This is a genomic window from Bradyrhizobium sp. URHD0069, from assembly GCF_000701345.1.
Lineage (GTDB): Bacteria > Pseudomonadota > Alphaproteobacteria > Rhizobiales > Xanthobacteraceae > Bradyrhizobium.
This window is the reverse complement of record NZ_JNIJ01000040.1, coordinates 1-26,558: the sequence shown is the minus strand read 5'-3', so window position 1 is coordinate 26,558 and position 26,558 is coordinate 1. Positions and strand designations below refer to the sequence as shown.

At 60.8% G+C, this 26,558-nt stretch carries 20 protein-coding genes and 2 pseudogenes; 5 read left to right on the top strand and 17 right to left on the bottom strand.

Features of this window, described 5'->3' with window-relative positions:
- Positions 1 to 23 precede the first annotated feature (23 nt).
- Complete coding sequence (hpnH, locus tag N554_RS0122980) at positions 24 to 1,172, top strand: adenosyl-hopene transferase HpnH (protein WP_029585646.1); 1,149 nt, start codon at positions 24 to 26, stop codon at positions 1,170 to 1,172.
- Here hpnH and N554_RS0122975 read toward each other — a convergent pair.
- The 6 genes from N554_RS0122975 to N554_RS36260 all read right to left on the bottom strand — a co-directional run bounded on the left by N554_RS0122975 (position 1,113) and on the right by N554_RS36260 (position 7,243).
- Positions 1,113 to 1,847, bottom strand: coding sequence for a phosphorylase (locus N554_RS0122975; protein WP_029585645.1), 735 nt, complete (start codon positions 1,845 to 1,847; stop codon positions 1,113 to 1,115). The two genes, hpnH and N554_RS0122975, sit on opposite strands and share 60 nt — an antisense overlap.
- Positions 1,844 to 3,808: a squalene--hopene cyclase gene (shc, locus tag N554_RS0122970; RefSeq protein ID WP_051677650.1), complete on the bottom strand. Its 1,965-nt coding sequence runs from the start codon at positions 3,806 to 3,808 to the stop codon at positions 1,844 to 1,846. The genes N554_RS0122975 and shc overlap by 4 nt, the downstream gene beginning before the upstream one ends.
- A gap of 32 nt (positions 3,809 to 3,840) precedes the next feature.
- Complete coding sequence (gene hpnE, locus N554_RS0122965) at positions 3,841 to 5,094, bottom strand: hydroxysqualene dehydroxylase HpnE (protein WP_029585643.1); 1,254 nt, start codon at positions 5,092 to 5,094, stop codon at positions 3,841 to 3,843.
- A complete protein-coding gene (gene hpnD / locus N554_RS0122960; RefSeq protein WP_029585642.1) occupies positions 5,094 to 5,936 on the bottom strand; it encodes a presqualene diphosphate synthase HpnD in 843 nt (280 codons plus the stop codon). Before hpnD ends, hpnE begins: the two co-directional genes overlap by 1 nt.
- On the bottom strand, positions 5,933 to 6,811 hold the full coding sequence (hpnC, locus tag N554_RS0122955) for a squalene synthase HpnC (protein ID WP_029585641.1): 879 nt from the start codon (positions 6,809 to 6,811) through the stop codon (positions 5,933 to 5,935). Before hpnC ends, hpnD begins: the two co-directional genes overlap by 4 nt.
- Before the next feature lie 195 nt (positions 6,812 to 7,006).
- Positions 7,007 to 7,243 carry a hypothetical protein gene (locus tag N554_RS36260; protein ID WP_036053860.1) on the bottom strand — a complete coding sequence of 79 codons (237 nt, stop codon included), beginning with the start codon at positions 7,241 to 7,243 and terminating at the stop codon, positions 7,007 to 7,009.
- 517 nt (positions 7,244 to 7,760) lie between these two features.
- On the opposite strand from N554_RS36260, the gene N554_RS0122940 reads away from it, so the two are divergent.
- Positions 7,761 to 8,261 carry a hypothetical protein gene (locus tag N554_RS0122940; protein WP_029585639.1) on the top strand — a complete coding sequence of 167 codons (501 nt, stop codon included), beginning with the start codon at positions 7,761 to 7,763 and terminating at the stop codon, positions 8,259 to 8,261.
- Positions 8,262 to 8,291: 30 nt separating this feature from the next.
- On the opposite strand, the gene N554_RS0122935 is transcribed toward N554_RS0122940, so the two are convergent.
- The 4 genes and pseudogenes from N554_RS0122935 to N554_RS36255 form a co-directional block, all read right to left on the bottom strand.
- Positions 8,292 to 10,667 (bottom strand): efflux RND transporter permease subunit, encoded by a 2,376-nt coding sequence (locus N554_RS0122935; RefSeq protein ID WP_029585638.1) that lies wholly within the window; start codon positions 10,665 to 10,667, stop codon positions 8,292 to 8,294.
- Positions 10,668 to 10,869: 202 nt separating this feature from the next.
- Positions 10,870 to 11,670: an ethanolamine ammonia-lyase subunit EutC gene (eutC, locus tag N554_RS0122930; protein WP_029585637.1), complete on the bottom strand. Its 801-nt coding sequence runs from the start codon at positions 11,668 to 11,670 to the stop codon at positions 10,870 to 10,872.
- Between the two features lie 6 nt (positions 11,671 to 11,676).
- Positions 11,677 to 13,263, bottom strand: a complete 1,587-nt coding sequence (locus tag N554_RS0122925; protein WP_029585636.1) for a B12-binding domain-containing radical SAM protein — start codon at positions 13,261 to 13,263, stop codon at positions 11,677 to 11,679.
- 120 nt (positions 13,264 to 13,383) lie between these two features.
- Positions 13,384 to 14,765 (bottom strand): annotated as a pseudogene (locus N554_RS36255) (ethanolamine ammonia-lyase subunit EutB).
- Positions 14,766 to 15,115: 350 nt separating this feature from the next.
- On the opposite strand from N554_RS36255, the gene N554_RS0122915 reads away from it, so the two are divergent.
- Positions 15,116 to 16,888 carry a methyl-accepting chemotaxis protein gene (locus tag N554_RS0122915; RefSeq protein ID WP_051677643.1) on the top strand — a complete coding sequence of 591 codons (1,773 nt, stop codon included), beginning with the start codon at positions 15,116 to 15,118 and terminating at the stop codon, positions 16,886 to 16,888.
- Positions 16,889 to 16,967: 79 nt separating this feature from the next.
- On the opposite strand, the gene N554_RS0122910 is transcribed toward N554_RS0122915, so the two are convergent.
- The 7 genes from N554_RS0122910 to N554_RS0122880 form a co-directional block, all read right to left on the bottom strand.
- Positions 16,968 to 18,491, bottom strand: a complete 1,524-nt coding sequence (locus N554_RS0122910; RefSeq protein ID WP_029585634.1) for a UxaA family hydrolase — start codon at positions 18,489 to 18,491, stop codon at positions 16,968 to 16,970.
- Between the two features lie 101 nt (positions 18,492 to 18,592).
- Entirely contained in the window at positions 18,593 to 19,369 is a 777-nt protein-coding gene (locus N554_RS0122905) for an HpcH/HpaI aldolase family protein (RefSeq protein ID WP_029585633.1), read from the bottom strand.
- Positions 19,370 to 19,489: 120 nt separating this feature from the next.
- Positions 19,490 to 20,575, bottom strand: a complete 1,086-nt coding sequence (locus N554_RS0122900) for a malate/lactate/ureidoglycolate dehydrogenase (protein WP_029585631.1) — start codon at positions 20,573 to 20,575, stop codon at positions 19,490 to 19,492.
- Positions 20,576 to 20,689: 114 nt separating this feature from the next.
- Entirely contained in the window at positions 20,690 to 21,418 is a 729-nt protein-coding gene (locus N554_RS0122895) for an ABC transporter ATP-binding protein (protein ID WP_029585630.1), read from the bottom strand.
- Positions 21,418 to 23,199, bottom strand: coding sequence for a branched-chain amino acid ABC transporter ATP-binding protein/permease (locus tag N554_RS0122890; RefSeq protein WP_029585628.1), 1,782 nt, complete (start codon positions 23,197 to 23,199; stop codon positions 21,418 to 21,420). The genes N554_RS0122895 and N554_RS0122890 overlap by 1 nt, the downstream gene beginning before the upstream one ends.
- Positions 23,196 to 24,071 (bottom strand): branched-chain amino acid ABC transporter permease, encoded by an 876-nt coding sequence (locus tag N554_RS0122885; RefSeq protein ID WP_029585627.1) that lies wholly within the window; start codon positions 24,069 to 24,071, stop codon positions 23,196 to 23,198. Before N554_RS0122885 ends, N554_RS0122890 begins: the two co-directional genes overlap by 4 nt.
- A gap of 157 nt (positions 24,072 to 24,228) precedes the next feature.
- Positions 24,229 to 25,374, bottom strand: coding sequence for an ABC transporter substrate-binding protein (locus tag N554_RS0122880; protein WP_029585625.1), 1,146 nt, complete (start codon positions 25,372 to 25,374; stop codon positions 24,229 to 24,231).
- 427 nt (positions 25,375 to 25,801) lie between these two features.
- Here N554_RS0122880 and N554_RS36250 point away from each other — a divergent pair.
- Positions 25,802 to 26,198: pseudogene (locus N554_RS36250) on the top strand (5-carboxymethyl-2-hydroxymuconate Delta-isomerase).
- 106 nt (positions 26,199 to 26,304) lie between these two features.
- The coding region (locus tag N554_RS0122865) for a transposase (RefSeq protein WP_029585681.1) at positions 26,305 to 26,558 on the top strand (254 nt) is incomplete at its 3' end.

The following is a 26,558-nucleotide window of genomic DNA, read 5'->3' as shown; positions in this document are numbered from 1 at the left end:
GTGAGTCCAGAAAGAAACTTGTAATGGCAATACCCTTCTTCAAGGAACTGCGTATCGGCAGCTATCTGATCAAGCAGAAATTGCTGGGCCGGAAGCGCTATCCGCTGGTGCTGATGCTCGAACCGTTGTTTCGCTGCAATCTCGCCTGCGTCGGCTGCGGCAAAATCGACTATCCCGACGCAATCCTCAATCGCCGCATGTCGGCGCAGGAATGCTGGGATGCCGCCGACGAATGCGGCGCGCCGATGGTGGCAATCCCCGGCGGCGAGCCGCTGATCCACAAGGAAATCGGCGAGATCGTGCGCGGTCTGGTGGCGCGCAAGAAGTTCGTGTCGTTGTGCACCAACGCGCTGCTCCTGGAAAAGAAGCTCGACCTGTTCGAACCGTCGCCATATCTGTTTTTCTCGGTGCATCTGGACGGTCTGAAAGACCACCACGACAAGGCGGTCTCGCAAGCGGGCGTGTTCGACCGCGCCGTCTCGGCGATCAAGGCCGCCAAAGCGAGGGGCTTCACGGTCAACGTCAACGCCACGATCTTCGACGGACATGCGGCCGAGGACATTGCCAAATTCCTCGACTTCACGACCGAGCTCGGGGTCGGCGTTTCAATGTCGCCGGGCTATGCCTATGAGCGCGCGCCCGACCAGGAGCATTTCCTCAACCGCACCAAGACCAAGAAGCTGTTCCGCGACGTGTTCGCGTTGGGCAAGGGCAAGAAGTGGAATTTCATGCATTCCGGCCTGTTCCTGGATTTCCTGGCGGGCAATCAGGCTTACGAATGCACACCGTGGGGCATGCCGGCGCGCAACATTTTCGGCTGGCAGAAGCCCTGCTATCTGCTCGGCGAAGGCTATACCAAGACCTTCAAGGAGCTGATGGAGACGACGGATTGGAACTCGTACGGCACCGGCAAGTACGAGAAATGCGCCGACTGCATGGCCCATTGCGGCTACGAGCCGACTGCTGCGGAGGCAGCCCTGCTCAATCCGCTAAAGGCGATGTGGGTGGCGCTGCGCGGCGTTCGGACCACAGGTCCGATGGCTCCCGAGATCAGTCTCGAAAACCAGCGCCCCGCGCAGTACATCTTCTCGGCGGAAGTGCAGAAGCGTCTGTCAGAGATCCGCCGCGACGAGGCCCTCGCCGCCCAGCAGAAAGCCTCGACAGCCGCGTAGGCTGCGCAGTGCGCGATTGAAGTCGATGCCTGTCGAGACCAGCGAACGGAGCGTGAGCGGGTTCCGCACGACCCCGCTCAGTACCTTGCGCAGATCGATATCGCCGTTCGGCTTGATCGCGGTCATCGCCAGCGCCGGCAACGCGCGGCTGGCGGGGTCGCTGATGACGCGCAGAGCCGCGAACGGAAGGCCCGCCTCGGCGGCATAGGCTGCAGCGATATGGCTCTCCATGTCGACCGCAGCCGCGCCCGTCTCCGACCGCAGCGCAGCCTTTACCGACCGGGCGGCGACAACCTCCTCGACACCGGCAAGACCGCCCCGGACGACGCGCCGGCCCCCCAGCGCGATACTAGCGATCAACTCTTCATTCAGCGCCAGACCGGCCAGCCAGCGGGTATCGCCGGCGAGCACCTCGGTCGCCACCACGACGTCGCCTGATTTCAAGGTGGGATCCAGTCCACCCGCAACGCCGAAGCTGATCACGCCCCTGATCGTCGATGGATCAAAGACCGTCAGAAGCGCACGCAATTGCTGTGGATCGCTACTGCTGCAGATAACGGTCATCCCAGGCCCGGCCGCAATGCGGGCCTCCTGGACCAGACCGGTAACAATTAGTACCGGCCGCGGGTCAATTGAGCTCCCCACGGACGAATCGTCCCCCGCCCCCAAATTCACATTCCGACCCCTACCACCCTGCTGTTGGTGTTCCTGAGATTCCGGTACCGCGCCAACGCCCAGAGCGGAAAGAACTTCGGATATCCATGATAGCGCAGATAAAACACCCGAGGAAAGCCTGTTGCCGTGTAACGCTGCTCGTCCCACAGTCCTTTTTTGTTCTGTGTGGCTATTAGGCACTCCACGCCACGCCCGACCGCTGGATGCCCGACCTCGCCTGCTGCCATCAATCCAAGCAAGGCCCATGCCGTTTGCGAGGCTGTCGTGGGGGCACCCTCGTAGCCCTTATAATCGAGTCGATAACTCGTGGCATCCTCGCCCCAGCCGCCGTCCTTGTTCTGAATCGATACAAGCCAGTGCACGGCCTTGCGAATCGCGGGGTCCTGGTGGTCCACGCCTGCGGCATTGAGCGCGCATAGTGCCGACCATGTGCCGTAGACGTAATTTAGGCCCCAGCGGCCATACCAAGATCCCTCCGCAAGCTGGGTCCGGCGCAGATAGTCGACCCCGTCCGCAACCGCCTTGCTGTTTTGCGCGGTCGCGCCGAGCTGGACCAGCATCGAGACGCAGCGGGCGGTGACGTCCTCGGTAGGCGGATCGAGCAGCGCACCGTGATCGGAGAAAGGAATATTGTTGAGATAATATTCGAGATTGTTGACGTCGAACGCCGCCCAGCCTCCATCGCGGCTTTGCATGCCCTCGATCCATTCGCGGCCGCGGGCGATCGCGGCATCGTATTCATGGCTTTGGCTGGCGCGCCGCACGCGATCCATCGCCATTACCACGACGGCGGTGTCGTCGAGGTCGGGATAGTAGGCATTGTTGTATTGGAAGGCCCAACCGCCAGGGCGAACGTCGGGCCGCTTCACGGCCCAGTCGCCCTTGATATCCAGCACCTGTTTCGGCAGCAGCCAGTCCAGACCTTGTTTGGCCGGAGGTAATGCCTCCGTGCCGCCGGTTTCGATCAGGGCATGACAGGTCAGCGAGGTGTCCCACACCGGCGAGACGCAAGGCTGGCAATAGGCCTCGTCTTCGCCGATTACCAGAAGCTTTTCGAGCCCCCTTCGCGTGACCGCGCGCGGCGGATAATCCGCCGGCTTGCCGAGCACCTCATACATCATCACGGTGTTGGCCATCGGCGGATAGATCGCGCCTAGACCATCTTCGCCGTTCAGCCGTTCTTCGATGAACGCAACAGCGGTATCGATCGCACGGGCACGCAGTTTCCTCGGAAACAAAGGCTCGATCGCCCGCAATACGCTGTCGAGGGCCCGGAAAAAGAGAAACCAGCCCCAGCTTTGATGCGGCGCCTTGCTCGTCATTCCGATCGAATGCGGCTCCTGCAAAAACAGCTCATCGATGCCGACACCGCTGGGGTTTTTTGCCCGCGGTTTCAGCGCCGCCAAAACCATCAACGGCACGATCGTGGTCCGCGCCCAGTACGACATCTTGTTGATATGAAACGGCGACCATATCGGCAGCAGCATGATCTCGACCGGCAGCACCGGCACGCTCCGCCACGTCAGCACGCCGAACATCGCCAGCATGAACCGCGTGAAAACGTTGCTGTGGATGGCGCCGCCGCGCGACCGGATCGCCTCGCGCGCCCGCACCATGTGCGGGGCGTCGGGCGAATCGCCGATCATCTTCAGCGCGAAATAGGATTTCACGCTGGCGCTCATGTCGAAATCGCCGTCGTGCACCAGCGGCCAGCCGCCATGGGCGCCTTGAACCCGGCGCAGGTAATTCGCGATCTTGCCTTCCAGGACCGCGTCGACCGCCTCGCCGAGATAGTGACAAAGCAGCACATATTCGGAAGGGATGGTGCTATCGGCTTCCAGTTCGAACACCCAGTGTCCGTCCGGTCGTCGGTAGTCGAGCAAGCCGCGCGTCGCCGACGCGATGCTCGCATCCAGGGAGCCACCGGTCTCAACTCCGACAGTGTCAATGGTGGAATGCATCTCGCTCGACATCCCCTGCTTGTCCGTCCCGATCAGGCCTGCCGCATGGCAAGGACCAGATCCGCTGCGCGGTTTCCCGATCGCACCGATCCTTCAATGGTTGCCGGCAACCCCGTATCAGTCCAATCGCCCGCAAGAAACAGGTTTTTCCAGCTCGTGGACGCGCCGGGCCTTAGCGCATTTTGCTCCGGGGTCGCTTCGAATGTCGCGCGACGCTCGCGCACGATCTGCCAGGGCGGCAGTTCGCCCTGTACGCCCGCCGCCTTGCAGATGTCGCGCCAGATCGCTTGCGCGAGTTCTTCACGGGGCATGTCCACCAGGCGGTCGCCATTGCTGATCGTGACCGACAGGCGCTGCGGGAACGCGAACAGCCATTCCACCAGTCCACCGACAACCCCGAGAATCGGAGGCATGTCCTTCGGCGGATCGAAGCGGAAATGCGCATTCACGATCGCGCGGAATTTGGACGGCGTCTTCAGGCCCGGAAGCAGGGTGGAAGCCGGCCGCGGTGGAACCGCCATCACCACGGCATCGCCGGGTTCGACTGTGACGGTGTCGTCGCCAAACTTCAATTCACCGACGCTATCGGCCGACATAACGAGCCCGCGCAACTCATGCCCGAGCCGGATGCTGGCGCCCTTGTCCTGCAAGAGCTTGATGGCGGGTTCGACCAGAACCGCGCTTAGGCCTTCGCGCGCAATCAGCGGCCGGCAAGCCTGGCCACCCGCCAGCAGGGTCTCCCGCACCACCGCGCCGGCAAGGCCTGCGGAGCCCTCGGGCGGATCGACGTTCAGCGCGGCAAGCAAGAGCGGTTGCACCAGTCGCTCGTAAAGCGTTCCCTTGCAGGGAATCGCATCGCGGACCAGTTTGCCTTGCGCTGCCCAGATCAGGGGCATCAATGCGAGATAGTCGCGCAAGCCGGTGTCAGGCACACGACGGGCCTCATCGAACACCCATAGCGGCAGCCGGCCGTCTCCGAGATCGAGCTGCCATCGCTGTCCTGTCGTCAAATCGACGAATGGAAATTGCGCGCGCTTCGGCCCGACCAGCCCTGCCTCGGTACCGATCGACCTTGCGTAAGCCAACGCGTGACGATTGCCTGACAGCAAGAGATGATTGCCGTTATCGATCGTCAGGTTAGTGGCGGCGTCGAAATACGAACGGCAGCGGCCGCCGGCCTGTTGCGTGGCCTCATGGACGTGCACATTGAAATTCTCATTCGCCAGCCGAACGGCTGCCGAGAGGCCCGAAATTCCAGCGCCGATGATGTGAACAGTCTTTTGCATCAGATGAAAGCGTAGCGAAGAAGAATGGCGATGCGGGCCACCTTGTTGACGCGAACCGGACCGCGCGGCGGTGTGAAGCCCCTGACGACCAGCAATTCGAGAATCGCCTGATAATATTTCGACATGATCCTCGGTGCGCGCACCACGCGCCGCGGGTTGCGACTCATGACTTCGTCGGCTTTCTGAAAATGTGCCCGCGCCCGCTCGACGAGGGCAGCGCACACTTTCGGCAGCGCCGGATTGGAGATGACCTGCAGAGGATCGAAAAAATTGGTGATCCCCGCGTGCAGCAATCCTTCGCGCGGCAGGTACAGCCGACCGATGGCCGCATCTTCGTCGATGTCGCGCAGGATGTTCGTCAATTGCAGCGCACGGCCAAGATGATGCGCGAGCAAAATGCCGTCATCCCGCGCGAGGCCGAACACCCGCACCGAGAGACGTCCGACCGCGCTGGCCACGCGGTCGCAATAAAGATCGAGCGTCGCAAAATCCGGCGCCCGGATGTCCTGCGGCACGTCCATTTCCATGCCGTCGACGATGGCCAGAAAATCCTCCCGCTGCAGGTCAAATCTTCGAACCGAGGGGACATAGTCCCGCAGTCGCGCCGGCGGGCGACCCTGATACAACGCGTCGATATCGTCACGCCATTGTTGAAGCGCGGCGAGCCGTTCGGGACGCGGGCCATCGGAATCCGCGATGTCGTCGACCTGCCGGCAAAAGCTGTAGATCTGAAACATCGCCTCGCGTTGCGCGCGCGGCAGAATGCGCATCGCCGCGTAGAACGAACTGCCGGACGCGGATGTCCCGTAGTTTGCGTTGGCTGCCGCCGCCTCAAGCGTCATGCGCCGGCCGCCGGATTTGACACGGGCCGCCGTCCCGTCGCCCGGCGGGTCATCTCGCTTGCTACCCCAGCGAGGCTGTACCCGAGCAGTTCGACCGGGCCGAGATGCACGGTCTGGCTGAGCGGATCGCGCACTTTAAGCAGACGAACGATTTTGTCGGCGAAAGTCTGGATCACCGAAATCTCGAGCCCGAGCCGAAAATCTTTCACTTCGCCGCTGAGCGATTTGCTTTCATTGAGCAGGCCTTCTGTCCGCGCCGCGAGCGAATGCAGGCATTGCAGCAGCGCCGCCGATGCGCGCTGTTTCCCGAGCTCCTCGACGGAAGCCCCGTGAATTGCAAGCGCTTCTCGCGGAAGGTAGACGCGATTAAGGTCTCTATAGTCTTTGCCGCAGTCCTGAAGGTGATTGTTAATTTGCAGACCGGCGCAGAGCGCATCGGAAGCCGCCCAGGTCGACGCGCTTTCGCCGTGGACATCGAGCATGAAGCGTCCGACCGGCATCGCCGAATAGCGGCAATAGTGGATCACTTCGTCCCAGTTCTCGTAGCGAAGCTTGGTCACATCCATCCGGAACGCGGTCAGAACGTCCAGCGCGTGGCGCGGCGGCATCGACCGCTCCGCCAGCGCACGCCGCAGATTGACAGCCTCCGGCTGGCTGTCGCCCTGCCCCAGCAGTTCGGCTTCAAGCAGATCGAGATAGTTAAGCTTGTCGCCCTCGCTAAGCGTCGCGTGGTCAGCGATATCGTCGGCAGTTCTGACGAAATTGTAGAACGCGAGGATCAGCGCCCGGTGACGCGGATGAATGATCCACGACGCAACCGGAAAATTCTCGTCACGGTGAGTCTTACCGGATCGCAGTTCGCTCGCGCTTGTCATCAAACTGGCTACATTCATCTGGGCACCGCGACTTCGGATGCTTTGGTAATCCGCGCATGCCCACAGGTCGCGATCCCCATATAGGGGAATACGTTGCTAAAACCAATGCCGTTAGCGGCCGCTCGCACACGCCGACCGGCCAAATCAAGCCAATGAACGGCCCGCAGCGGCAATTATCGGATGCGAATGCTGCGTTTATTGCCTGTGGTTTTTCAGCACCTGATTGCAGGCCGCACTCAGCTTGGGACGGTGTTGCTGAAGGCAAGCCAGAATCGTGAAGTCGCCCTGATCGATCACCGGACGGCAGAAGCGCTGAACGTCGCGCGAACAAGCCGCCTGCTCCTCTGGTGTGCCGCTGCGCTGCTGCTGGGCGACGGCTGCGGTGGAAATCGATAGGGACAACAGGGTAAGGGGCAGGAAAAGCTTATTCATCGTGTTCCTTCATTCTGACGGCAGAGAATCCCATCCCCAAATAGCACGGCATGACCGGGAACAGAATTTTCAGATTGCAAGTGCCGCGAACCGCAGCAGCGAGCGAACCAGAAGCGCTGGCAAATGCGGCCAAATTTGCGGCGGTACGATCCTGAATACCGGGGCCTTGATCCGGAACTTAATGGTGCATGCAACCACTTGATATAACGACGGATTTAGTAATTGTTTGTTTTTCGCAATTATGTATTGCAGATGAGCGCAGGCGCCAGCTAGATGTTTTCCCGGAACAGACTTGGCGATCTCCGCAGCTTTTTTGATTTCGCTAAACTGGAGGATCGGTCGCCTGTGCCGTTAGGTTTGTGTATTTTGCAGATATTGATCGATCGGCTTCGACCGGTGAGGCAATTACAGGTAGCGGATGGTCGTTTGAACCTTAAACACTGCGGCGATACTAAGTCTTCGATGCGGCGCGACGGATCTTGCATTAAGAACGTCAATTCGAATGGGGAAATCCGATATGAAACTGTTTGATTCTAGCTTGTTTGGACAGGCGATCAGAACTGCTGGTGTCGGCGTCATCCTCTTGTTGTCGCTGTCGGCGGGCCATGCCCAGTCCGGTCCGTTTGCCGGTTTTGAAGGAGCATGGTCCGGCAACGGAACGGTAGCCCTTTCCGACGGAACGACCGAGCGCATCCGGTGCAAGGCCGACTACAAGGTCAACGGCACTGGCCTTGGTTTAAAGCAAAATCTCCATTGCGCCAGCGATAGCTATAAATTCGATTTGACCAGCGATGTGACGAGCCACGGTGAGCGCATCTCCGGCAACTGGAGCGAAGCGAGCCGGAATATTTTCGGCTATCTTCAGGGCACAGCGGGTGGCGGCCAGATCGAGGTGTTCGTCGAGGCTTCGGGATTTGCCGCCAACCTGACGTTGCGGGCCAACGGCAACAAGCAGACCGTACAGATCAACTCGAAGGGCGAGATCAGAGGCGTGTCGATTACGATGGTAAAGAGCTGACGCCGGCCCGGCCAGTTATTCCGCTCGAGTTCACTCCGCCGGCTTTGCGTGACCTGACGTCCCGCGAAGCCGCTCCGACAGGTTGATCAGGAACATCGCCGTCGGCCGCAGGATAAAGAGATCCGCAACCAGTGCCGCGACCATTGAGAAAGCGCTGAGCCAGCCAAATAGCCGCAGCGACGGCAGGTCGGAAAACACCGTCACCACGAGCCCGCAGGCCAGCACCACAGTGGTCAGGATCAGCGCCGGACCAACCAGGACGGTCGCGCGCTCGACCGCCAGTGCCGGACTGACGCCCGGCTTGGTCTCAAGCCGCAGCCGGTTGAGGAAGTGAATCGTCGCACTGAGACCGAGGCCGAATGACACCGTCAGCGCGACAACGCTTGCGAACTGCAGCCCCTCCCCAAGCAACCACAGTACCGTGCCCGACAATACCACCGGGAAGATGCCAGGGAGGATGCACGAGAGCATCACGACCACCGAGCGGAACGCCAGCCCGATGAAGATCGCAACCAGCGCGAACTCGATCGTCAGTCCGTGATTTAGCTTCTCGATCATGTTGGCACTGTTGCGCGCGGCGATCACGGAAAGGCCGGTGACGGCGATCTCATAGCCCGGATGCTTTTTGCGAACATCGTTCAGCGCTGCGTCAAGCTTCTCGACCACCGGCAGGATCTGACTCGAATCGTGGTCCGGCACCCTGCCCGAAACCACGACCGCATTTTGATCGGCTGAGATAAAGCGCCGGACCAGATGCTCCGGAAGCAAGTTGACATATTCCTTCAACGTCGCAACATCGGCAGTGCCGACCTTTTCGGCGAGCCAGCGGCGCAACGTCTCCAGCGACCAGACATTGCCGACGCCGGCCTGTTTCTCGAGCGTCGAATGAACCTCCGCGATCGTCTGCAAGGTCTCCGGCGCATAGAGCGATGCGCCCTTGGGGAATTCGATCAGAACGTCGATCGGATTGGCACCGGTCAGCTTGGCGTCAAGACGCCCGCTTGCCGCCACTGCCTGTTGCTTGTCCGGTACCTGGTCGGCAAGCCGATAGCGCGGCTCAAGGCTGGCATAGACAACGGCCAGACCGCCGACAAGGATTACCGCCAGCAGACTGAACAGCCCGGGACGGCTGACCATGCGCACCGCGATCCAGTAACAAAAATTGCGCAACGCCTGAACCCCGGCGTCGGCGCTTTGGAACTTCACCGCGAAAAGTCTTTCGTTGCGGACGAACAGCACTCCGAACACCGGCACCAGGGAGAGCACCGCGATCAACGCGATAATGGTGGCGGCAAGTCCCGCCTCGCCGAATTTGCGGATCAGGTCAGAATCCGAAAATTGCAGGGCGATAAACGATATCCCCGCGGTGCCATGGGTGAGCACGCAGGCCGGCCCGACCACCAGCACGGCATTCCTGAATGCGGTGTATTTATCCTGGCCCGCGATCAGGCGGTCGCGCGCCGCGAAGGTCAGCTGCATCGAGTCCGAAAAGCTGATCACCATGATCAGCGGCGTCATCACGTTCAAGAACATGTTGAGGTTGAAATTGGCCCATCCAAGCCCACCGAGCGCGAGTAAAATCGCGATCATCGGCGGGAAGGCGGCGACCACCATGAACGATATCTTGCGGAAGAAGATGATCGCGATGATGCAGCCGGCCACAATGCCGAGGATGTTGTAGGTGAGCCCATCGCGCTCGACAGCGTTGCGGATTTCGAGCTGCATGACGGGAACGCCCGATAGTTCGGCCTTCAGTCCGCTGCCCGCCAGATCATCTGCCATCAGCTTGCGAATGTCGCCGACCACCTTGGTGAGCTGGTTGCTGCCGACAACTTCGGGCTTGAGCGAGAGCACGATCAGGGCCAGCGTGCCGTCTTCGGACAACAGCTTGCCGCGGATGATCTCGTTGGTTTTGACAGTCTCGATGAACTTGTCGTAGTCGGCGCCTTGCGGCAGGTCCGACGGGAACAGCGCCGCCGGCAATTTGCCCGGCGCCGGCGCCTGGCGCGCCGAAAACAGCGAAATCAGCCCGCGCGTGCCGTCGACGAGCTGCAGATCGGTAACGAGATCGCGCAGCTTTTCCAGATTGTCGCGCGCAAGCAGCGTTTTGCCTTCGACCACCACCAGGACGTCGAATTCCGTCGCCGGAAAGCGCTTGGTGACGGCTTCGTATTGCCGGTATTCCTTGGAATCGGAGCGGAACAGCTGACTAAGCGAATCATCGATCTTGATGCGCTGGATTCCGAAGATCGCGCCGATCATCAGCGCGACGAGAACGATGCAGGACAGGATCGGCGCTTGGACCGCGATAAGCCCTAATCGCTCCAGTCCGAAGGCAATGCTCGCCGTCGGCCGTTGCTCAATCTTCTCGACATGGACCTCACTGTCGCTGTTCTTTTCGAGCATGCCTCGTCCATTTCTCACATCGGCTCAATTTGTATAGCTTAAGTTCCGGGGCGCAATGAGGCCCTCAATCAACGCTACATGATCGGCGCTAGTACTTGAAAACATTACAATAAAATTGCCGCCCGAGGTGTAGCAGGTCTTTACGCCGTCTCGCAAGCACGCACCGCAGTGCAGAATCACCGCTGATGCGGCAATATGGGTCTCAGTTCTCGGTTTTGTCAGGCTGGCTTGAATTTGTGATGACGCGCTGGGGCGTTCCTCCGCCGCTCTCATCCTTTAACGAAACGCCGGTGACTTTCCGCGCCAGGCCCTCGCGGACCAGCCAGGCAATCCTGAAAGCCGCGTCATCGTAGCCGAGGCCCGAGCCGCGGATGTTGGAGACACAATTGCGCTCGGCGTCGGTGAGGCCCACCCTGGGCCCAAAGGTGAGATAAGCACCGAGACTATCCGGGGCTGACAGGCCCGGCCGCTCGCCGATCAGCATGACAATCATGCGGGCGCCAAGGATAGAGCCGATTTCATCGCCCAGCGCGACCCGTGCGCCCGACGCAACCACGGCATGGCCGATGTCGATCCGCTCGATGGCCAGTCGCGAAATGAGGCTTCGGAAAAGTTCGATTGCGTGGGCATGGACCGCGGTCGGCGACAGGCCATCGCCGACGACGATTGCAAGCTGACACGCGCTGCCGGCGCGGCTCGCCAGCAAACGCTGCGAATCCGAATCGAGCGTTCGTCCGAGGTCGGGACGCCTGAGATAGTCGTTCCGATTGCGGGCACGACTGGAGACATTACATGCCTCAAGACCAAGGTCGTTGAGGCCGGAAACGATGGCGGGCGCGTCGAAGGCGGCATGAACCGCGTCGCGGGCACGCGCATGGTCGAGCGTAAATTCAAGCAACGCTTTCGTCGGCATGCTCGCGCCGGTCCGGCCAAGCCCTACTCGCGCCGGCGTGAGGTCCCGCAAATCGATAGTCGAACGGGACGGCGGCGCCGGCGTTTTCATTTGTTGCTACTCGGCAGGGACAGACGCCTCGCGCAGCCGGATTGAATAATTCGATGCATTCTGCTGACCGACCGAGGCGGCGCGCGCGAACAAAATCAGGTGATGGGCGATCATCGCCGAGCCAATCAGGCCTTCGATATCGCCGCGCCGCAGACGCCCCAGCGCAAATTTCCAGAACACCTTGCGGTAGTCGCCGAACACGCCGACCTGCCAAAAAAGGTTCCGGAGCATGATCAGCCCGCGCTTGATATTGGCCCAACTCCTCTTTTCCGCGCTCACCGGCACCTTCAGCCGGTTGGCATAGGTGAAATCGCACTGATGCTGATAGCGCGCATACAGCTTTTCGGGCTCGAAAGCGATCTCCATGCATTTGCGCCACGAACCGATGACGTGATCATAAGGCAACAGGAAATCGACGTTCGAATCCCGGCCCTCGTCGTGGATCAAACGATTTTCACGTTCCAGTCGATCCCACAGCGGCGTCTTGGGAAGTGCCTGCAGAAGGTTGATTGTCAGCAGCGGAATCCGGGATTCCTCGACGAAGGTGAGCAGCGCCTGGCTTGTTTCGGGCTTGTCAGTATCAAGCCCCATGATGATGCCGGAGACGACCTCCATGCCGTAGCTGTTGATGGTGCGGACGCCTTCCAGAATAGGGACCATCATATTGTGGTCCTTGTGCATCGCCTTCAGCGCGTCGGGATCGGGTGTCTCGATGCCGCAGAAGATCGTGACAAAGAAAGCCTCGCGCATTTTTTCGAGGATCTCGGGCCGCTTGGCGATGTTGAGCGTCGCCTCACAGGCCAGGCGAACCACGTAACCGGTTTTTTTCTGCCACTCGACCAGATGCGGCAGCAGGTCGAGCGCCGCTTTCCGGTTGCCGATGAAATTGTCGTCGACGAAATAGATCGTGTCGGTCACTCCGCATTCGCGCAGCCTGTCGAGCTCGGCAATGATCTGCTGCGGCGTCTTGAGGCGCGGATTGCGGCCGTAAAGGCCCGGGATATCGCAAAATTCGCACTGATAAGGACAGCCGCTTGAATACTGGATGCTGCCGAGGAAATACCTTTTGACCTCGGCAAGTTCATAGGCCGGAATCGGAAAGTCCGTCATGGAGATACGATCGGCGGTCTTCAAGACCACCTGCTGCTCAGGACGCGACGGATCGCGCGCCAGCCGCGCGATTAGTTCGTCTGTCGCATCGCCGAGCTCGCCGACATGGAGATAGTCGAACGAAGGATAGTAATCCGGGCAGGCGCTGACCGAAGGTCCACCGATCGCAACGGCGAGATTGAACGCATGCGCCCGGCGACAGATATCGTTCATATGCTGACGCTGGATATGCATGCCGCTGACCAGCACGGCTTCCGCCCATTCGAAATCTTCGGCCGTGGCGGCGCGGATGTTTTCGTCGATGAAACGGACCGGCCAATGCGCGGGCAGATAGGCTGCGATCAGCAGCAGCCCCTGCGGCGGCATGAAGGCCTGGACGCCATCGGTCAGTGGATAGGCATATTCGAACGTGCCAAAAGAAGACGTGTAGCGCGGGAAGATGCACAAAATGCGCCGTACCGTCTCAATGCCCTCAGCTCTCATCGAACTTCCTCTACCCGACCCGCAACCTAAGCATGGCCTTGGAGGCTGGGCTACAAATTCTTCAAGATTGTGGCAACCGCTCCATCGCTGAGCAGCCGGATAATTGCGTTCCGCGATGCCTCAGACAAGCAATCGCACCGCAAAATCCGGCAGCAAACCCGTATTGCCGGCGAGGCGAAAGTCGGCGTCGGCGAGCCCGGCGCGAAACAGCCAATCATCGAATTCGGGGGCCCGCTTCAGGCCGAACAGATCGCGGACATAGAGCGCGTCGTGGAACGAGGTCGATTGGTAGTTCAGCATGACGTCGTCCGCTCCGGGCACCCCCATAATGAAGGTCACGCCGGCGGCGGCGAGCAGCGTCAGCAGATTGTCCATATCGTCCTGGTCGGCCTCGGCGTGATTGGTATAACAGACGTCCACGCCGAGCGGCAGGCCAAGCAGCTTGCCGCAAAAATGGTCCTCGAGCCCGGCACGGATGATCTGCTTGCCGTCGTAGAGATATTCCGGGCCGATGAAGCCCACCACGCTGTTGACCAGCAGCGGATCGAAGGCGCGCGCAACCGCATAGGCGCGGGCCTCGCAGGTTTGCTGGTCGACGCCGTGATGGGCGTTGGCCGAAAGCGCCGAGCCCTGCCCGGTTTCGAAGTACATCACGTTGTTACCGACGCTACCGCGCCGCAGCGACAATCCCGCCTGATGAGCCTGCCTCAGGGTCGCGAGATCGATGCCAAAACTCCGGTTGGCCGCTTGCGTGCCCGCAATCGATTGAAACACCAGATCGACCGGCATGCCCTGCTCGATCAATCCCAGCGTTGTCGTCACATGAGCCAGGACGCAGCTCTGGGTCGGAATCTGCAGCCGCATGATGATTTCGTCGAGCAGACGCAACAGTCCGCCGATGACAGCCGGATCGTCGCTCACCGGATTGATGCCGATGCAGGCGTCGCGGATCCCAGCAGGATGCCGTCGAGGATCGACGCGGTGATGCTCTTGGCGTCATCGAAGGGATGATTGGGCTGCAGCCGCACGCTCATCCGCCCGCGCAGGCCAATCGTGTTGCGAAAGGCGGTGGTTACTTCGCACTTTTTCGCCACCAGGATGAGGTCCTGATTGCGCATCAGCTTCGACACCGCCGCGGCCATTTCGGCCGTAACCCCGCGCGACAATTGCTTGAGAACTTCACCGGTAGCCGCATCCGAAAGCAACCAATCGCGGAACGACCCAACCGTCAGCGAGGATATGGCGGCAAAAGCTGAGACGTCGTGCGTATCGACGATCAGGCGGGTGATTTCGTCCGCTTCATAGGGAATGACCGTCTCATGCAGGAATTGCTTTAAGGGAACGTCGGCCAGCGCAATCCGCGCCGCAATCATCTGCTCCGCGCTTTCGGCTGCGATCCCTGCCAGGCGGTCGCCGGAGCGTGGCGGCGTGGCCTTGGCCAAAAGTTCGCGCAGATCATTGAAGACATACGTGGTGGCATCGATGGTATGGCGATAGACCATGGCGGCTCCAGGCCATCAGCGCTGGTGCGCAAAGCCCGCGCAAGATTAGACGCAGCGAGGCGCACTTGGCTGCTCTAATTCAGGTTGAAGGCGAGGTTCTTAACTCGAGAGCGCATCCACATTTTCCCCGAGAGTTTGTGGTTTAGAATTACTGCACAAGCGATTGAAACCAACCAGCAATTTACAGGTCAGTACGGCGCCTTGGCGTTTCCCGCCAGCGGCTATATCGGCCACACAAATTTCGCGCAGCGGTATGAATTACGTAAGATTTTAAGCACTTATACACGAACATTTTGCATAATTCTTGGGCGGCCGGCGGTGCTGACCGGCCTCTCTGAAGAGGCCGTGCGATGTCTGAAACGTCGAAATCCGGTAGCCCTTCTTCCGGCTACGCCATTGCGTCCCGGTTTTCGCTCGCAACCAAGCTGTATTCGATCTTCGCCCTGTTCGCTGTTCTGATAGGGGCGATCGCCAGCCTATCCCATTATAACACGCGCCGGAGCGCGGAACTCACGGAAGCGATCGAGACTGCAAGCCGCGAGGCACTCAACGTCGAACGCATCAATTCGCTGGTCTATGCCGTCGTGATGGAATCCCGGGGCGTCTATATGTCGACGGAACCCGCCCAGGTGAAGAAGTTTGGTGATGGGCTTCTCAACTTCAATGACAAGATCCTTGCGGTGGTCAAGGAGTGGGAATTCATTGTCCAGGCAGATGACGCCGAACAGTTCGCCCTTTTCAAAAAGCGCATCGAGCAGTTCGTCGACTTCCGCAAGGAACTGGTTCGCCGGGGCATCGAGATTAGTGGCGCAGCGGGCCGCGAATGGGGCGACAACGACGCAAATCGCGCCGTTCGCTCGACCCTCAACAAGGACCTCGAAGCGCTTTCCAATATCTACGCGGAACGCAGTAAGCAGATCGCCGAGCAAGCCGAGATCAACCGCGCAATGGCCCTCGTTCTGACTGGCCTCGGCGGCCTGGCGCTGATTTTGGTCGGCATGGGAGTCCTGATTATCGCCCGCTCGGTGGCCCGCCCGCTCTCCGTCATCACCGCCACCATCAAGCGCGTCGCCGAGGGCTCCGAAAACGTCGAGGTTCCGCATATCGATCGGGCCGACGAAATCGGTTCGCTGGCACGCGCGATCCGCGTCTTCCAGGAGGCGATGGAGCGCAACCGCAATCTTAATTCGCAGGTCTTGCTCGACTCCCAGGCGCGCGAAGGACGGGCCCAGCACATTGAAGCCTCGGTCGAAGCATTCAAAGGCGCCATCGGAGGCGTGCTGTGCGCGGTCACCGACAGTGCGTCCGCGATGCGCGATACGGCGCAGTCGATCACCAAAGTAGCGTCAGATGCAACTGGACGCGCCGCGGCCGCCGCCGGTGCTACCGAGCAGGCTTCCAGCAATGTCTATGCCGTTGCCAGTGCCGCCGAAGAGCTATCGACTTCGGTCGAGGAGATTGGCCGCCAGGTCCGTCAATCGGCTGCCGTGGTCGAACAGGCCGGTCTTCGGACCGAAAAGTCGATCGCCGAAATTGAAAGTCTCGCGGCAGCGACCCAGCGCATCGACGGCGTGCTCAATCTGATCCAGACGATCGCCGAGCAGACCAATCTTCTGGCGCTTAATGCGACGATCGAAGCGGCTCGCGCTGGCGACGCTGGTCGCGGCTTCGCGGTGGTTGCCCACGAAGTCAAGGCTCTCGCTGAACAGACAGCCAAGGCGACCTCCGAAATAGGCCAGAACGTCAGCCACATCCAGGCGTCGACGCGGAATGCCGTCGATGCCGTACGCGAAATTGGCAACGCCGTGCGCGACATCAATGACGTGACGTCGGCGATCGCTAGTGCCGTTGGGCAACAGGATGCTACGACCCGCGAGATCTCTGCGAATGCGCAACTGGCGGCTCAGGGCAACGAGACTTTGGTTACCAACATTAGTTCGCTCAGCGACGCCATCGGGGAGACCAACAAGGCGGCGACATCAGTGCTCTCGGCGTCCAGCGAACTGAATTCTACCGCGGAAATTCTGTCGCGCGAGGTAGAAAAATTCTTTCAAAACCTGCGGGCCGACCCGCTCGCCCGCCCTGGCGATGCCCCACTGCGGACTGTTAGCGCAGCTAGGTGAGGAAGGGCGAACGCGCTAACGACGGGCAGCGATTGCTATGCCGAGTGCAAATCCCCCGCGCCACAATGCCCCGCGGCAACTACATCGTCGCGCCGAGCACCCACGGTGCGAATTCGGCGCCGCCGAAATCAAAACTTTCGCTCTTGGTCGGCTGTCCCGATGCTGTCTTCAGCATCAGATCGAAAATGCGCTGGCCGCATTGCTGCACCGTTTCCTCGCCGTCGAGAATGGTGCCGCAATTGACGTCCATGTCGTCTTCCATGCGCTTGTACATCGGCGTGTTGGTGGCAAGCTTGATCGACGGCGCGGGCTTGCAGCCGAACACGCTGCCGCGGCCGGTGGTGAAGCAGACGAGGTTAGCGCCGCCCGCCACCTGGCCGGTCGCCGCGACCGGGTCGTAGCCCGGCGTGTCCATGAACACAAAACCCTTCTTGGTGACGGCTTCTGCGTAATTCACGACATCGACTAGGTTGGTGCTGCCGGCCTTCGCCATCGCGCCGAGCGATTTTTCCAGGATCGTGGTGAGGCCGCCGGCCTTGTTCCCGGGGCTGGGGTTGGCGTTCATCTCGGCGCCTTCACGCTCGGTGTACTCTTCCCACCAGCGCATCAGCGCCACCAGTTTCTCGCCGACCTCGCGGCTCACCGCGCGGCGAGTCAACAGATGTTCGGCGCCATAGGTCTCCGGTGTTTCCGACAGGATCACGGTGCCGCCGTGCCGTACCAGCAGATCGCTCGCCGCGCCCAGCGCCGGATTGGCCGAGACGCCGGAATAACCATCGGAGCCGCCGCATTGCAGCGCCACCGTCAATTCGCTGGCCGACAAGGGTTCGCGCTTGACCTTGTTCGCATCGGTCAGCGCCTCCCGCACAAAGGCGACGCCGGCTTCCACGGTCTTGCGGGTGCCGCCGATTTCCTGAATTTCCAGTTCGCGCAGGCGGCCGGCGAGCTTCTGCTCTTTCATCAGCCCGCCGATCTGGTTGACCTCGCAGCCGAGCCCGAGCACGACGACGGCGGAAAAATTCGCGTGCCGTGCGTAGCCGCCAAGCGTCCGGCGCAAAATCGTCAGCGGTTCGTCCTGCGTCATCCCGCAGCCGGTCTTGTGGGTGAGCGCGACCACGCCATCGACGTTGGGGAAATCGGCCAGCGGATTGTCGCCGGTGAACGGATTCTTCTTGAAAACATCCGCGACCATGCCGGCGACATGCGCGCTGCAATTCACTGACGTGAGAATGCCGATATAGTTGCGGGTCGCGACCCGGCCATCGGGGCGGCGGATGCCGTCGAAGGTCGCAGGCAGATCGAAGTTCGGCGTCGGCGTGACGTCGACACCGAACGCATAGTCCTTGGCGAAATCGCCCATGCCGCAATTCTGGGTATGGACATGCTGGCCCGGCGCGATCGGCGACGTCGCAAAGCCGATGATCTGGCCATAGCGGCGGATCGGCTCGCCGACCGCGATGGGGCGGATCGCCACCTTGTGGCCCGCCGAAATGCGTTCGACCGTGGCCACGCCCTCCGCCACGACAGTGCCAGACGGCAGGCTCGAGCGCGCGATCAGCACGCCATCATCGGGATGCAGTCGGATGACCGGTGCTGGGGCCATGGGGAGTCTCCTTGCTGAAGTGGGCGAATGGCGAGTAGCGAATGGCGAATAGGGCTCCCCTACTCGCTACTCCTTATTCGCCATTCGCTACTCGCATCTTATCACGCCTTACCGCCGGCATCCTTGCGGGTCTGCGCCACCTGCATCTTGGCGTAGGTCGCCATCAACCCGCTTTCATTGGACAATGTCACGAGCTTGAAGCCCATGTTGATCGCCTTGGCCGCGCCGACCGCGCCGCTGCAGTGAATGCCGGGATAGACGCCGCGCTTGCCGCATTCCTTCACCAGCTTCTCATAGATCTTCATGATCTCCGGTTCTTCGCGATCGAGCTTCGGCACCAGGCCGTAGGAGAAGCCGAGATCGGACGGGCCGACATAGACGCCGGCGATGCCCTCGACATCGAGGATCGATTCCATGTTCTCGACCGCGGTCCTGGTCTCCATCATCGGAATGCACAGCGTCTCGTCGTTCGCGGTTTCCTGATACGCGCCTGCCGAGCCGTACATGCCGGACCGGATTGGGCCGTTGCTGCGGGTGCCGCGCGGCGGATACTTGCAGTAGGAGACGAAGTTTTCCGCTTCTTCCTTGGTGTTGATCATCGGGCAGATCACGCCATAAGCGCCGCCGTCCAGCACCTTGCCGATAATGCCCGGCTCGTTCCAGGGCACGCGGACCATCGGCGTCACCGGATGCCCGTTCATCGCCTGGAAACATTGCACCATGGACTGGTAATCCTGCACGCCGTGCTGCATGTCGACAGTGACGCTGTCGAAACCGCATTGCGCAATCACCTCGGCGGAAAACCCCGATGGGATCGCAAGCCAGGCGTTCACGACGGCCTTGCCCGAAGCCCAGACTTTCTTGACGTTATTTGCCACTCTGTGTTCCCTTCCCTTTATATCCACACCCGCCGTCATTGCGAGGCGCGTAGCGACGAAGCATGCAGGCTGTGATTGCAGCTCTGGATTGCTTCGCTGCGCGCGCCATGACGGTGCAAGTCACGCCGTTGCCCGTTGTATACTCACCTCGCTCACGCCGACTTCGCGGGCGGTGTTCACTATCGCCGCCCAGGTATCATCGGGCAAGGGCACGCCATTTTTGGTCCGATCGGCGCGCATCCTTGCTTCCGGTTCGCCCGGGATCAGCACGGCATCGACGTCGGCGGCCGGCTTGGTATCCTTGAAGTAGGTGACATAGCGCGAAATCTCGCCGTCGAAGAAATTGCCGGGATCGAGCACTTTGGGATCGACATAAACGGCGAACATGCCGTTCGCAAACCGCCGGTTCGGCCCGGTCGCGCCGGTTCCGGTGAGCGCGCCGCCGAGAAGCTCGCAGATCAACGCCAGACCCGAACCCTTGTGCTCGCCGAACGCCCGGATCGCGCCCTTGCCCTGACCGTGGTCGCGCGGACCCTCAGGCTGATGCGGCCCATACAGTACCGCCGGATCTTCGCTTAAGGTGCCGTCGAGATCGATCAGCGCGCCTTTCGGCAGTTTCTTGCCGCCGCGGCTGGCGACCAGCACCTTGCCTTCGGCGACAATCGAGGTGGCAAAATCCAGAACGATCGGCCCCTGCCCGTCGCGCGGAATGCCGACGCAATAGGGCGCCGTGGATAGCCGCCGCTCGACGCCGCCATAGGGTGCCACCAGCACCGAGCCGGCGGCATTGACGAAATGGACCGATACCAGCCCTTCGGTTGCTGCCATTTCGGCCCAGTCGCCGACGCGGCCGATATGACCTGCGTTGCGCAGCGCCACCGCGGCAAGGCCCGATTTCTTGCACTTCTCGATGCCGATCTTGACGGCTTGCGGCGTAACCGTCTGTCCATAGCCGAATTTGCCGTCGACCACCGCAAGCGAGGGCGTATCGACTACGACTTCAACCGTCTGATCGGGAACGATCGAACCCATCTTCTTCCATCTGATATAGACCGGCACCCGGATCACGCCGTGGCTGTCGTGTCCGGTAAGATTTGCGGTCGTGAGATATGTGGCGATGCGCCGGGCTTCTTCGGGTGAGGAGTCCGCATGGGCGAAAACGTCCGCCACGAAGTTGATGAGATTTTGAACCTGTACAGTGACCATGAATTCCTAGCCCGCTTTAGGGTCTGCTTCAGTGTCTGAATTAGACCCTTCGTTTATCATTTTGTTCGCGCATGATCTTTTCCGAAAACCGGCATCACTTTTCGGGATTGTGCGCTAAGCGCTTACTTTAGCATGACCGCCGAGATAGGCGGCGCGAATGGCTTCGTTGCCCCACAACTCGTCGGGCTTGCCGCCCAATACGATGCGGCCGGTTTCCAGGACGTAGCCGTGGTCGGCCACCGAAAGCCCCATGCGGGCGTTTTGCTCGACCAGCAAGACCGTGGTGTTGCGCCGGATCTCCGAGATGATCCGGAACACCGCCTGCACGATGACCGGCGCCAGGCCGAGCGAGGGCTCGTCCAGCAGCAATAGCCGCGGCTTCGCCATCAGGCCGCGCGCCACCGCGACCATCTGCAATTGCCCGCCCGACAAGGTCCAGCCGAGCGCATTGGAAAACGACCTTATGTCCGGAAACAGATCGAACATGGCGTCGGCTTCGCGCGACAATTCGGATTTTGCGACGCGCCGGTTTGACGCGCCGAGCATGATGTTTTCCTTCACGGACAGACCTGGGAAAATCCGTCGCCCTTCGGGAACGTGAGAGATGCCGAGACGGACAATGGCCTCAGGCCCAAGGCCGGCGATCGACTTGCCGTCGAAGACAATTTCGCCTGCCGCCGGCTTTGCAAGCCCCGAGATCGCCCGCAGCGTCGTCGATTTGCCGGCCCCGTTGGCGCCGAGCAAGGTCACCACCTGCCCCTCATCGACGCTGATCGACACGCCGCGCAAGGCTTCGATCTCGCCATAGAGCACAATCAGATCGTTGATTTCGAGCAACGGCATTAGTCGGTCCCGAGATAGGCGGAGACGACGTCGGGGTGACGCAGCACCGCCATGGATTCGCCGTCCGCGATGCGGCGCCCGAAATTGAGCACGGTGATGTGCTGGGCCGCCTCAGAGACAAGCGTCATGTCATGATCGATGATCAGGATGGTCAGGCCCTGGGCTGCGATGCGCTTGAGCAACTCATGGAGTTGGAGCTTCTCGCTCGAGTTCAAGCCGGCCGCCGGTTCGTCAAGCAGCAGCAAGGTGGGATTGGCGGCGAGCGCGCGCGCGATCTCGATCAATCGCTGATGCCCATAGGAAAAGCTCGAGATCAGTTCGTTGGCGCGACTGCCCAGGCCCACGAAGGTCAGCGCTTCCATCGCGCGTTCGGTCAGCGCGGCTTCACCGCCCTGCCCGATCAGCGGGTTGCCGGGCCGCTCGGCGCCGATCTCCACGTTTTCCAGCGCCGTCATCGAGCGGAACAGCCGGATATTCTGAAAGGTCCGTCCCAATCCGGCCGCTGCGCGCTGATGCGGCGGCATGTCGGTGATGTCGGTGCCGTCGAGCAGGATCTTGCCGGCGGTCGCCTTATAGAGCCCGGAGATCACGTTCAGCGTCGTGGTCTTGCCGGAGCCGTTCGGTCCGATCAGCGCGTGAACGCCACCGCGCCTCACCGAGATATCGACGCCATCGACGGCTTTGAGGCCGCCGAAATATTTTGAAAGGCCCCTGACTTCGAGCACAATATCGCCGCCGACGTTGGCTGGCTTCAATTGCAGCGCTGCCGCCGCCGCGGGCGTCTTGGTCCGGCTGCGCCAGCGCTCGGTTGCAAGGTTGACGAATCCCCAAATGCCGTCGGGCATGTAGCGGATGATGAGAATGACGGACAAACCGTAGATCGCGAGATAAAGCCCGGGAACGCTTTTCAGAAACCGCAGCCATTCCGGAATCAGGATCAGCAGGCCGGTGCCGATCGCTGAACCGATCGGCGAAGCGACGCCGCCAAGCAAGGACATCGTGAGGAATACGACCGACTCGGCGAATGAGAACTGATCCGGGCTGACGTAAGCAAAACCGCCCGCGAACAGACCGCCAGCCAATCCACCCAACACCGCGCTGAGCGCAAAAGCGGAAACCTTGGTGCGAAATACGTCGATGCCGACGACGCCCGCGGCAAGCTCGTTATCGCGCACCGCGCGCATGGCGCGCCCGAGCCGCGTGTCCGATAGATGCCAGACGACATAGCCAACCAGCGCCAGCATGGCCACGCAGAAAGCAAGATAGGACTGCGAGGACTGGAACAGGTCGGGCCGGCCGATCCGCGATACGCCGTCCGGACCATGCGTGAGCCAGATCGTGTTGATCATGACCAGCGTGACGATCTGCTGAAACGAGATCGTCACCATCGCCAAATAATGCCCGCCGAGCCGCAGCGTCGACATGCCCAGCAAGGCGCCAGCCAAAAGCGCGATGACGCAACCGGCCACAAGGCACAGCCAATAGCTGAGTTGGTAGTCCGACGTTCCCAAGCCGACGGCATAGGCGCCCAAACCAAAAAATGCCGCTTGCGCCAGATTGATCTGGCCGCACAGGCCGAGCACCACCGAGAGACCGAACACCGCGATCGCAAAGGTTGTCGCCTGCATCAGGATATTGTGGATATAGCCGTCGAACTGCATCGTGGCGGTGAGCGCCACCAGGATCGCGGCGCCGATGAAATACGGCAGGTGACGCAACAGCAGCGGCTTTGCACGCGGCACGGCCACGGCGACCGGCATATTCTCGCTGGGAGCGCTCATGCTTTCTCCGCAACACGTTCGCCGAAGATGCCCTGAGGCCGGAACACCAGAAAAAGCACCAGCACAAGGAAGGCGAAGCCATCCTTGTAGGGCACCGATATATACGCCGCGCCGAAGGTTTCGATGATGCCGAGCGCTAGCCCGCCGATGATCGCGCCGGCGACGTCGCCGAATCCGCCAATGATGGTGGCGGCAAAGGCTTTAAGCGCGATCGTCGAGCCCATCTGGATCGAGACGAACAGGATCGGCGCCACCAGAATGCCGGCGAGACCGCCGAGCACGGCCGAGTACATGAAGGTGATCATGATCATGGTCGAAACGGAAATGCCGAGCAGCGAGGCCATCTCCTTGTCCTGTGAGGTCGCCTGCAGCTTCTTGCCGAGCATCGTATGCTCGAAGAACCAGTAATTGAACACAACCAGGATCATCGTCACCGCAATGATCAGCAGGTACTGGCTGTCGAGATAGACCGGCCCGAGCTGGATGCCGGGGGTCTCGAACCATCCCTCCAGCACCTGCGGCTGCGGGCCGTAGATCGCCAGCACCGAATTGGCGAGCAGGATCGACGCGCCGATGGTCGCGATGATGACCGGCAAAAACGTGCGATGACGCAGCGGATAGTAGACGCCGAGATTGAAGATCGCGCCCAATAGCGCCATGCCGGCCAGCGCCAGCAGGAACGACAGCCAGTACGGCCATTGCAAATCAACGGCGAATACGACCATCAGAAACGCCGCGACCATCGAGAATTCGCCCTGCGCGAAATTCACCACGTTGGTGGCGCGGAAGATCAGCACGAAACCGAGCGCGACCAGTGCATAAACCGCGCCAATGCCGATTCCAGTGAACAACAGTTGTAGTGCGAGATCCATTGAAACGCTCGGTTAAGAGAAGCTGCAAGCCGTTTCCGGCTACGGAATTGGCTTGGAGGGCTTTTGACGGCCGCCGGCCACGCGGTACCGCGCTGCTCATCGACTCCGGATCGAAAACGCGCCGGCCTCTCCGCATCAGGAGGAGCCGGCCACGCGATCAATTGTCGAAGTCGATATGCTTGTCGTAAACGATCTTCCCCTTCTCGTTCCTCACGACGTTGTAGCCGTGCAAACCGTCGCCATTCTGGTCGAAATTATACTCGCCTTCCGCGCCAGGAAATTTCTTTAGCGAGAGAATCGCCTCACGGATTTTTGTGGGATCGGTCGAGCCCGCCTTGTTGATCGCCGCCGCCAGGACGGTGACGGCATCGTAAGGCCAGGCGCTCTGGTTATCCGGCGCGGTCTTGTAGGCGTCGCGATAGGCCTTGCCGAAGGCCTTCGAAGCCTCGCTGGAATCTTCCGCGTAGTCCGCTACCCCATAGGTGCCATACAGCGCTGGACCTGCCAGCTTGGTCGATGAAACCGCCACCACCGAGGGCGAGCCCACCCAGGGAATGTTGACACCGAGCTGGCGCAACTGCCGGGCGAAAATGCCGAGGTCGTTTTCGAACGTGAAATAGGTGCCGAGAATATCCGCGCCGGACTGCTTCACGGCCAACACGACCGGCGTGAAATCCTGGCTCTGGTTGGCATAGCCCTGATCAAGAACCGCCGGGGTGCCGAGTTTTTCGAGCGCCGAGGCTAGGGCCTTTCCGCCTGCCGTCCCGAACGCATCGGTCGAATGAACGATTGCCCATTTCTTCTTGCCGAGCGTGTTGACGCCGTAGTCGGCGATGACACGACCGGAATAGCTGTCGTTGGGGCGGAAGCGGAACAACCATGGATTGCCCATGTGGGTGAGGGCGGGATCGGTTCCGCCGATCATCACCGGCTTGCCGAGCTTGAGAACATCGGGTGCCATCGCATGCACCTGGGTCGAGCGGATCGACCCCAGGAATCCAACGATGTCTCGCTGCGCGGCCAGTTTTGAGAACGCCAGCACGATGCCTGGATTGGTGGTCTGATCGTCCTCGATGACGAGTTCGGCCTGCTTGCCGAGTATGCCGCCGGCCTTATTGACCGCGGCGAGCGCGAGCTTCGCACCGTTCTGCGCCCAAAGCCCCTGCTCGGCCGCGGGACCGGTCACCGGCACGCACATCCCGATCTTGATGGTCGCGCCCTGCGCGCGCGCGCTGCCAATCACATAAGGTGCGGTAATACCAACGGCCAACCCAGCCGCGAAGTCGCGTCTCGTAAGCTTCATCTAGTCCTCCCGAGGCCAACTTCAGTGTTGGCCTTCTTTTAAGTTTATAGTTTTGACGAAAAGCCGCTTGCGTGTCTACGGCGTGTTGCAGCAAGAGTAAATTGATATCGCATCAAATTCGCGTTCGCAGGCGTCAAATTCCGTTCGCACGCGCCGATGCGTTCGCCCGTCAAGCGACCGATCAACGCTTGCGGAAGCCGCATGAATTCCGGGCGCAGTTTGGTCAAATTGAGCCCGACGCCTAGCTCAAACCATCAGCATCACGCGAGCTATGCGATGCGCTCACGACATCATGCATATTTGCATTCACTGGGCGTGCCGACTTCGGCATTCCCTTCACGATTCAAGCCGACTATGGTCGCTGCCGAGCGTGAGCTGTTACTTCGCCTGATGCGTTCCCTGAACAATCGTTTGGAGTAATCCGAACTTGCCGCATTTCACGATAGAGTATTCAGCCAATCTCGCCCGCATCGATATGGGCAAGGTCGTCGAGGTCGTCCGCAAAGCCGCGGTGGAAACCGGGATCTTTCCCGCTCGGCGGCATTCGAGTCCGTGCGATCCGTTGCGAGCATTACGCCATCGCCGACGGCCGGGCGAATTTCGGGTTTCTCGACATGGTGCTGCGTCTTGGCGAGGGCCGCGATCTTGCGACGCGCAAGAAAGCCGGCGAGCATATTTTCCGCCTCCTGTCCGACCATCTCGATCCCGTGTTTGCGCAAAGCCAGTTCGCGCTGTCGTTCGACATGCAGATCAACGACAAGGAAACCAGCTGGAAGCGCAACAACATCCACGAGGTTCTGAAGACAGAAGCCGTGCATGGATAAGATTCAACGCCTGGGGATACCCTCAGAGCCTGACCGAAAAAGAAAGTTGAGTGATTCCAGCCCGTTGTGATTCCTTCGTGTTTGCGAAGACTCGAGGGAGCACAACATGTGTTGGACTGAAATCACCCGACGTCAATATCGGCGCGACGGACTGCGTTATGCAAGCGGCACCACGGATGCGGAGTGGAAATTGATCGAACCGTTGATGCCTGCGCCATCCCGGCGCGGCCGTCCCCGTGAGATCAATCTGCGAGCGGTCATGAATGCGATCCTCTACATTGCGACCGCCGGTTGCCAATGGCGTGCGCTGCCGAAGGACTTTCCGCCGTGTTCGACGGTTCAGTACTACTTCTACAAATG

What these genes read in the sequence shown, in the direction of transcription:
- hpnH (WP_029585646.1), top strand. Translation starts at nt 24, where the DNA reads ATGGCAATACCCTTCTTCAAGGAACTGCGTATCGGCAGCTATCTGATC.
- shc (WP_051677650.1), bottom strand. Translation starts at nt 3,808, where the DNA reads ATGCATTCCACCATTGACACTGTCGGAGTTGAGACCGGTGGCTCCCTG.
- hpnE (WP_029585643.1), bottom strand. Translation starts at nt 5,094, where the DNA reads ATGCAAAAGACTGTTCACATCATCGGCGCTGGAATTTCGGGCCTCTCG.
- hpnD (WP_029585642.1), bottom strand. Translation starts at nt 5,936, where the DNA reads ATGACGCTTGAGGCGGCGGCAGCCAACGCAAACTACGGGACATCCGCG.
- hpnC (WP_029585641.1), bottom strand. Translation starts at nt 6,811, where the DNA reads ATGACAAGCGCGAGCGAACTGCGATCCGGTAAGACTCACCGTGACGAG.
- N554_RS36260 (WP_036053860.1), bottom strand. Translation starts at nt 7,243, where the DNA reads ATGAATAAGCTTTTCCTGCCCCTTACCCTGTTGTCCCTATCGATTTCC.
- N554_RS0122940 (WP_029585639.1), top strand. Translation starts at nt 7,761, where the DNA reads ATGAAACTGTTTGATTCTAGCTTGTTTGGACAGGCGATCAGAACTGCT.
- N554_RS0122935 (WP_029585638.1), bottom strand. Translation starts at nt 10,667, where the DNA reads ATGCTCGAAAAGAACAGCGACAGTGAGGTCCATGTCGAGAAGATTGAG.
- eutC (WP_029585637.1), bottom strand. Translation starts at nt 11,670, where the DNA reads ATGAAAACGCCGGCGCCGCCGTCCCGTTCGACTATCGATTTGCGGGAC.
- N554_RS0122925 (WP_029585636.1), bottom strand. Translation starts at nt 13,263, where the DNA reads ATGAGAGCTGAGGGCATTGAGACGGTACGGCGCATTTTGTGCATCTTC.
- N554_RS0122915 (WP_051677643.1), top strand. Translation starts at nt 15,116, where the DNA reads ATGTCTGAAACGTCGAAATCCGGTAGCCCTTCTTCCGGCTACGCCATT.
- N554_RS0122910 (WP_029585634.1), bottom strand. Translation starts at nt 18,491, where the DNA reads ATGGCCCCAGCACCGGTCATCCGACTGCATCCCGATGATGGCGTGCTG.
- N554_RS0122900 (WP_029585631.1), bottom strand. Translation starts at nt 20,575, where the DNA reads ATGGTCACTGTACAGGTTCAAAATCTCATCAACTTCGTGGCGGACGTT.
- N554_RS0122895 (WP_029585630.1), bottom strand. Translation starts at nt 21,418, where the DNA reads ATGCCGTTGCTCGAAATCAACGATCTGATTGTGCTCTATGGCGAGATC.
- N554_RS0122890 (WP_029585628.1), bottom strand. Translation starts at nt 23,199, where the DNA reads ATGAGCGCTCCCAGCGAGAATATGCCGGTCGCCGTGGCCGTGCCGCGT.
- N554_RS0122885 (WP_029585627.1), bottom strand. Translation starts at nt 24,071, where the DNA reads ATGGATCTCGCACTACAACTGTTGTTCACTGGAATCGGCATTGGCGCG.
- N554_RS0122880 (WP_029585625.1), bottom strand. Translation starts at nt 25,374, where the DNA reads ATGAAGCTTACGAGACGCGACTTCGCGGCTGGGTTGGCCGTTGGTATT.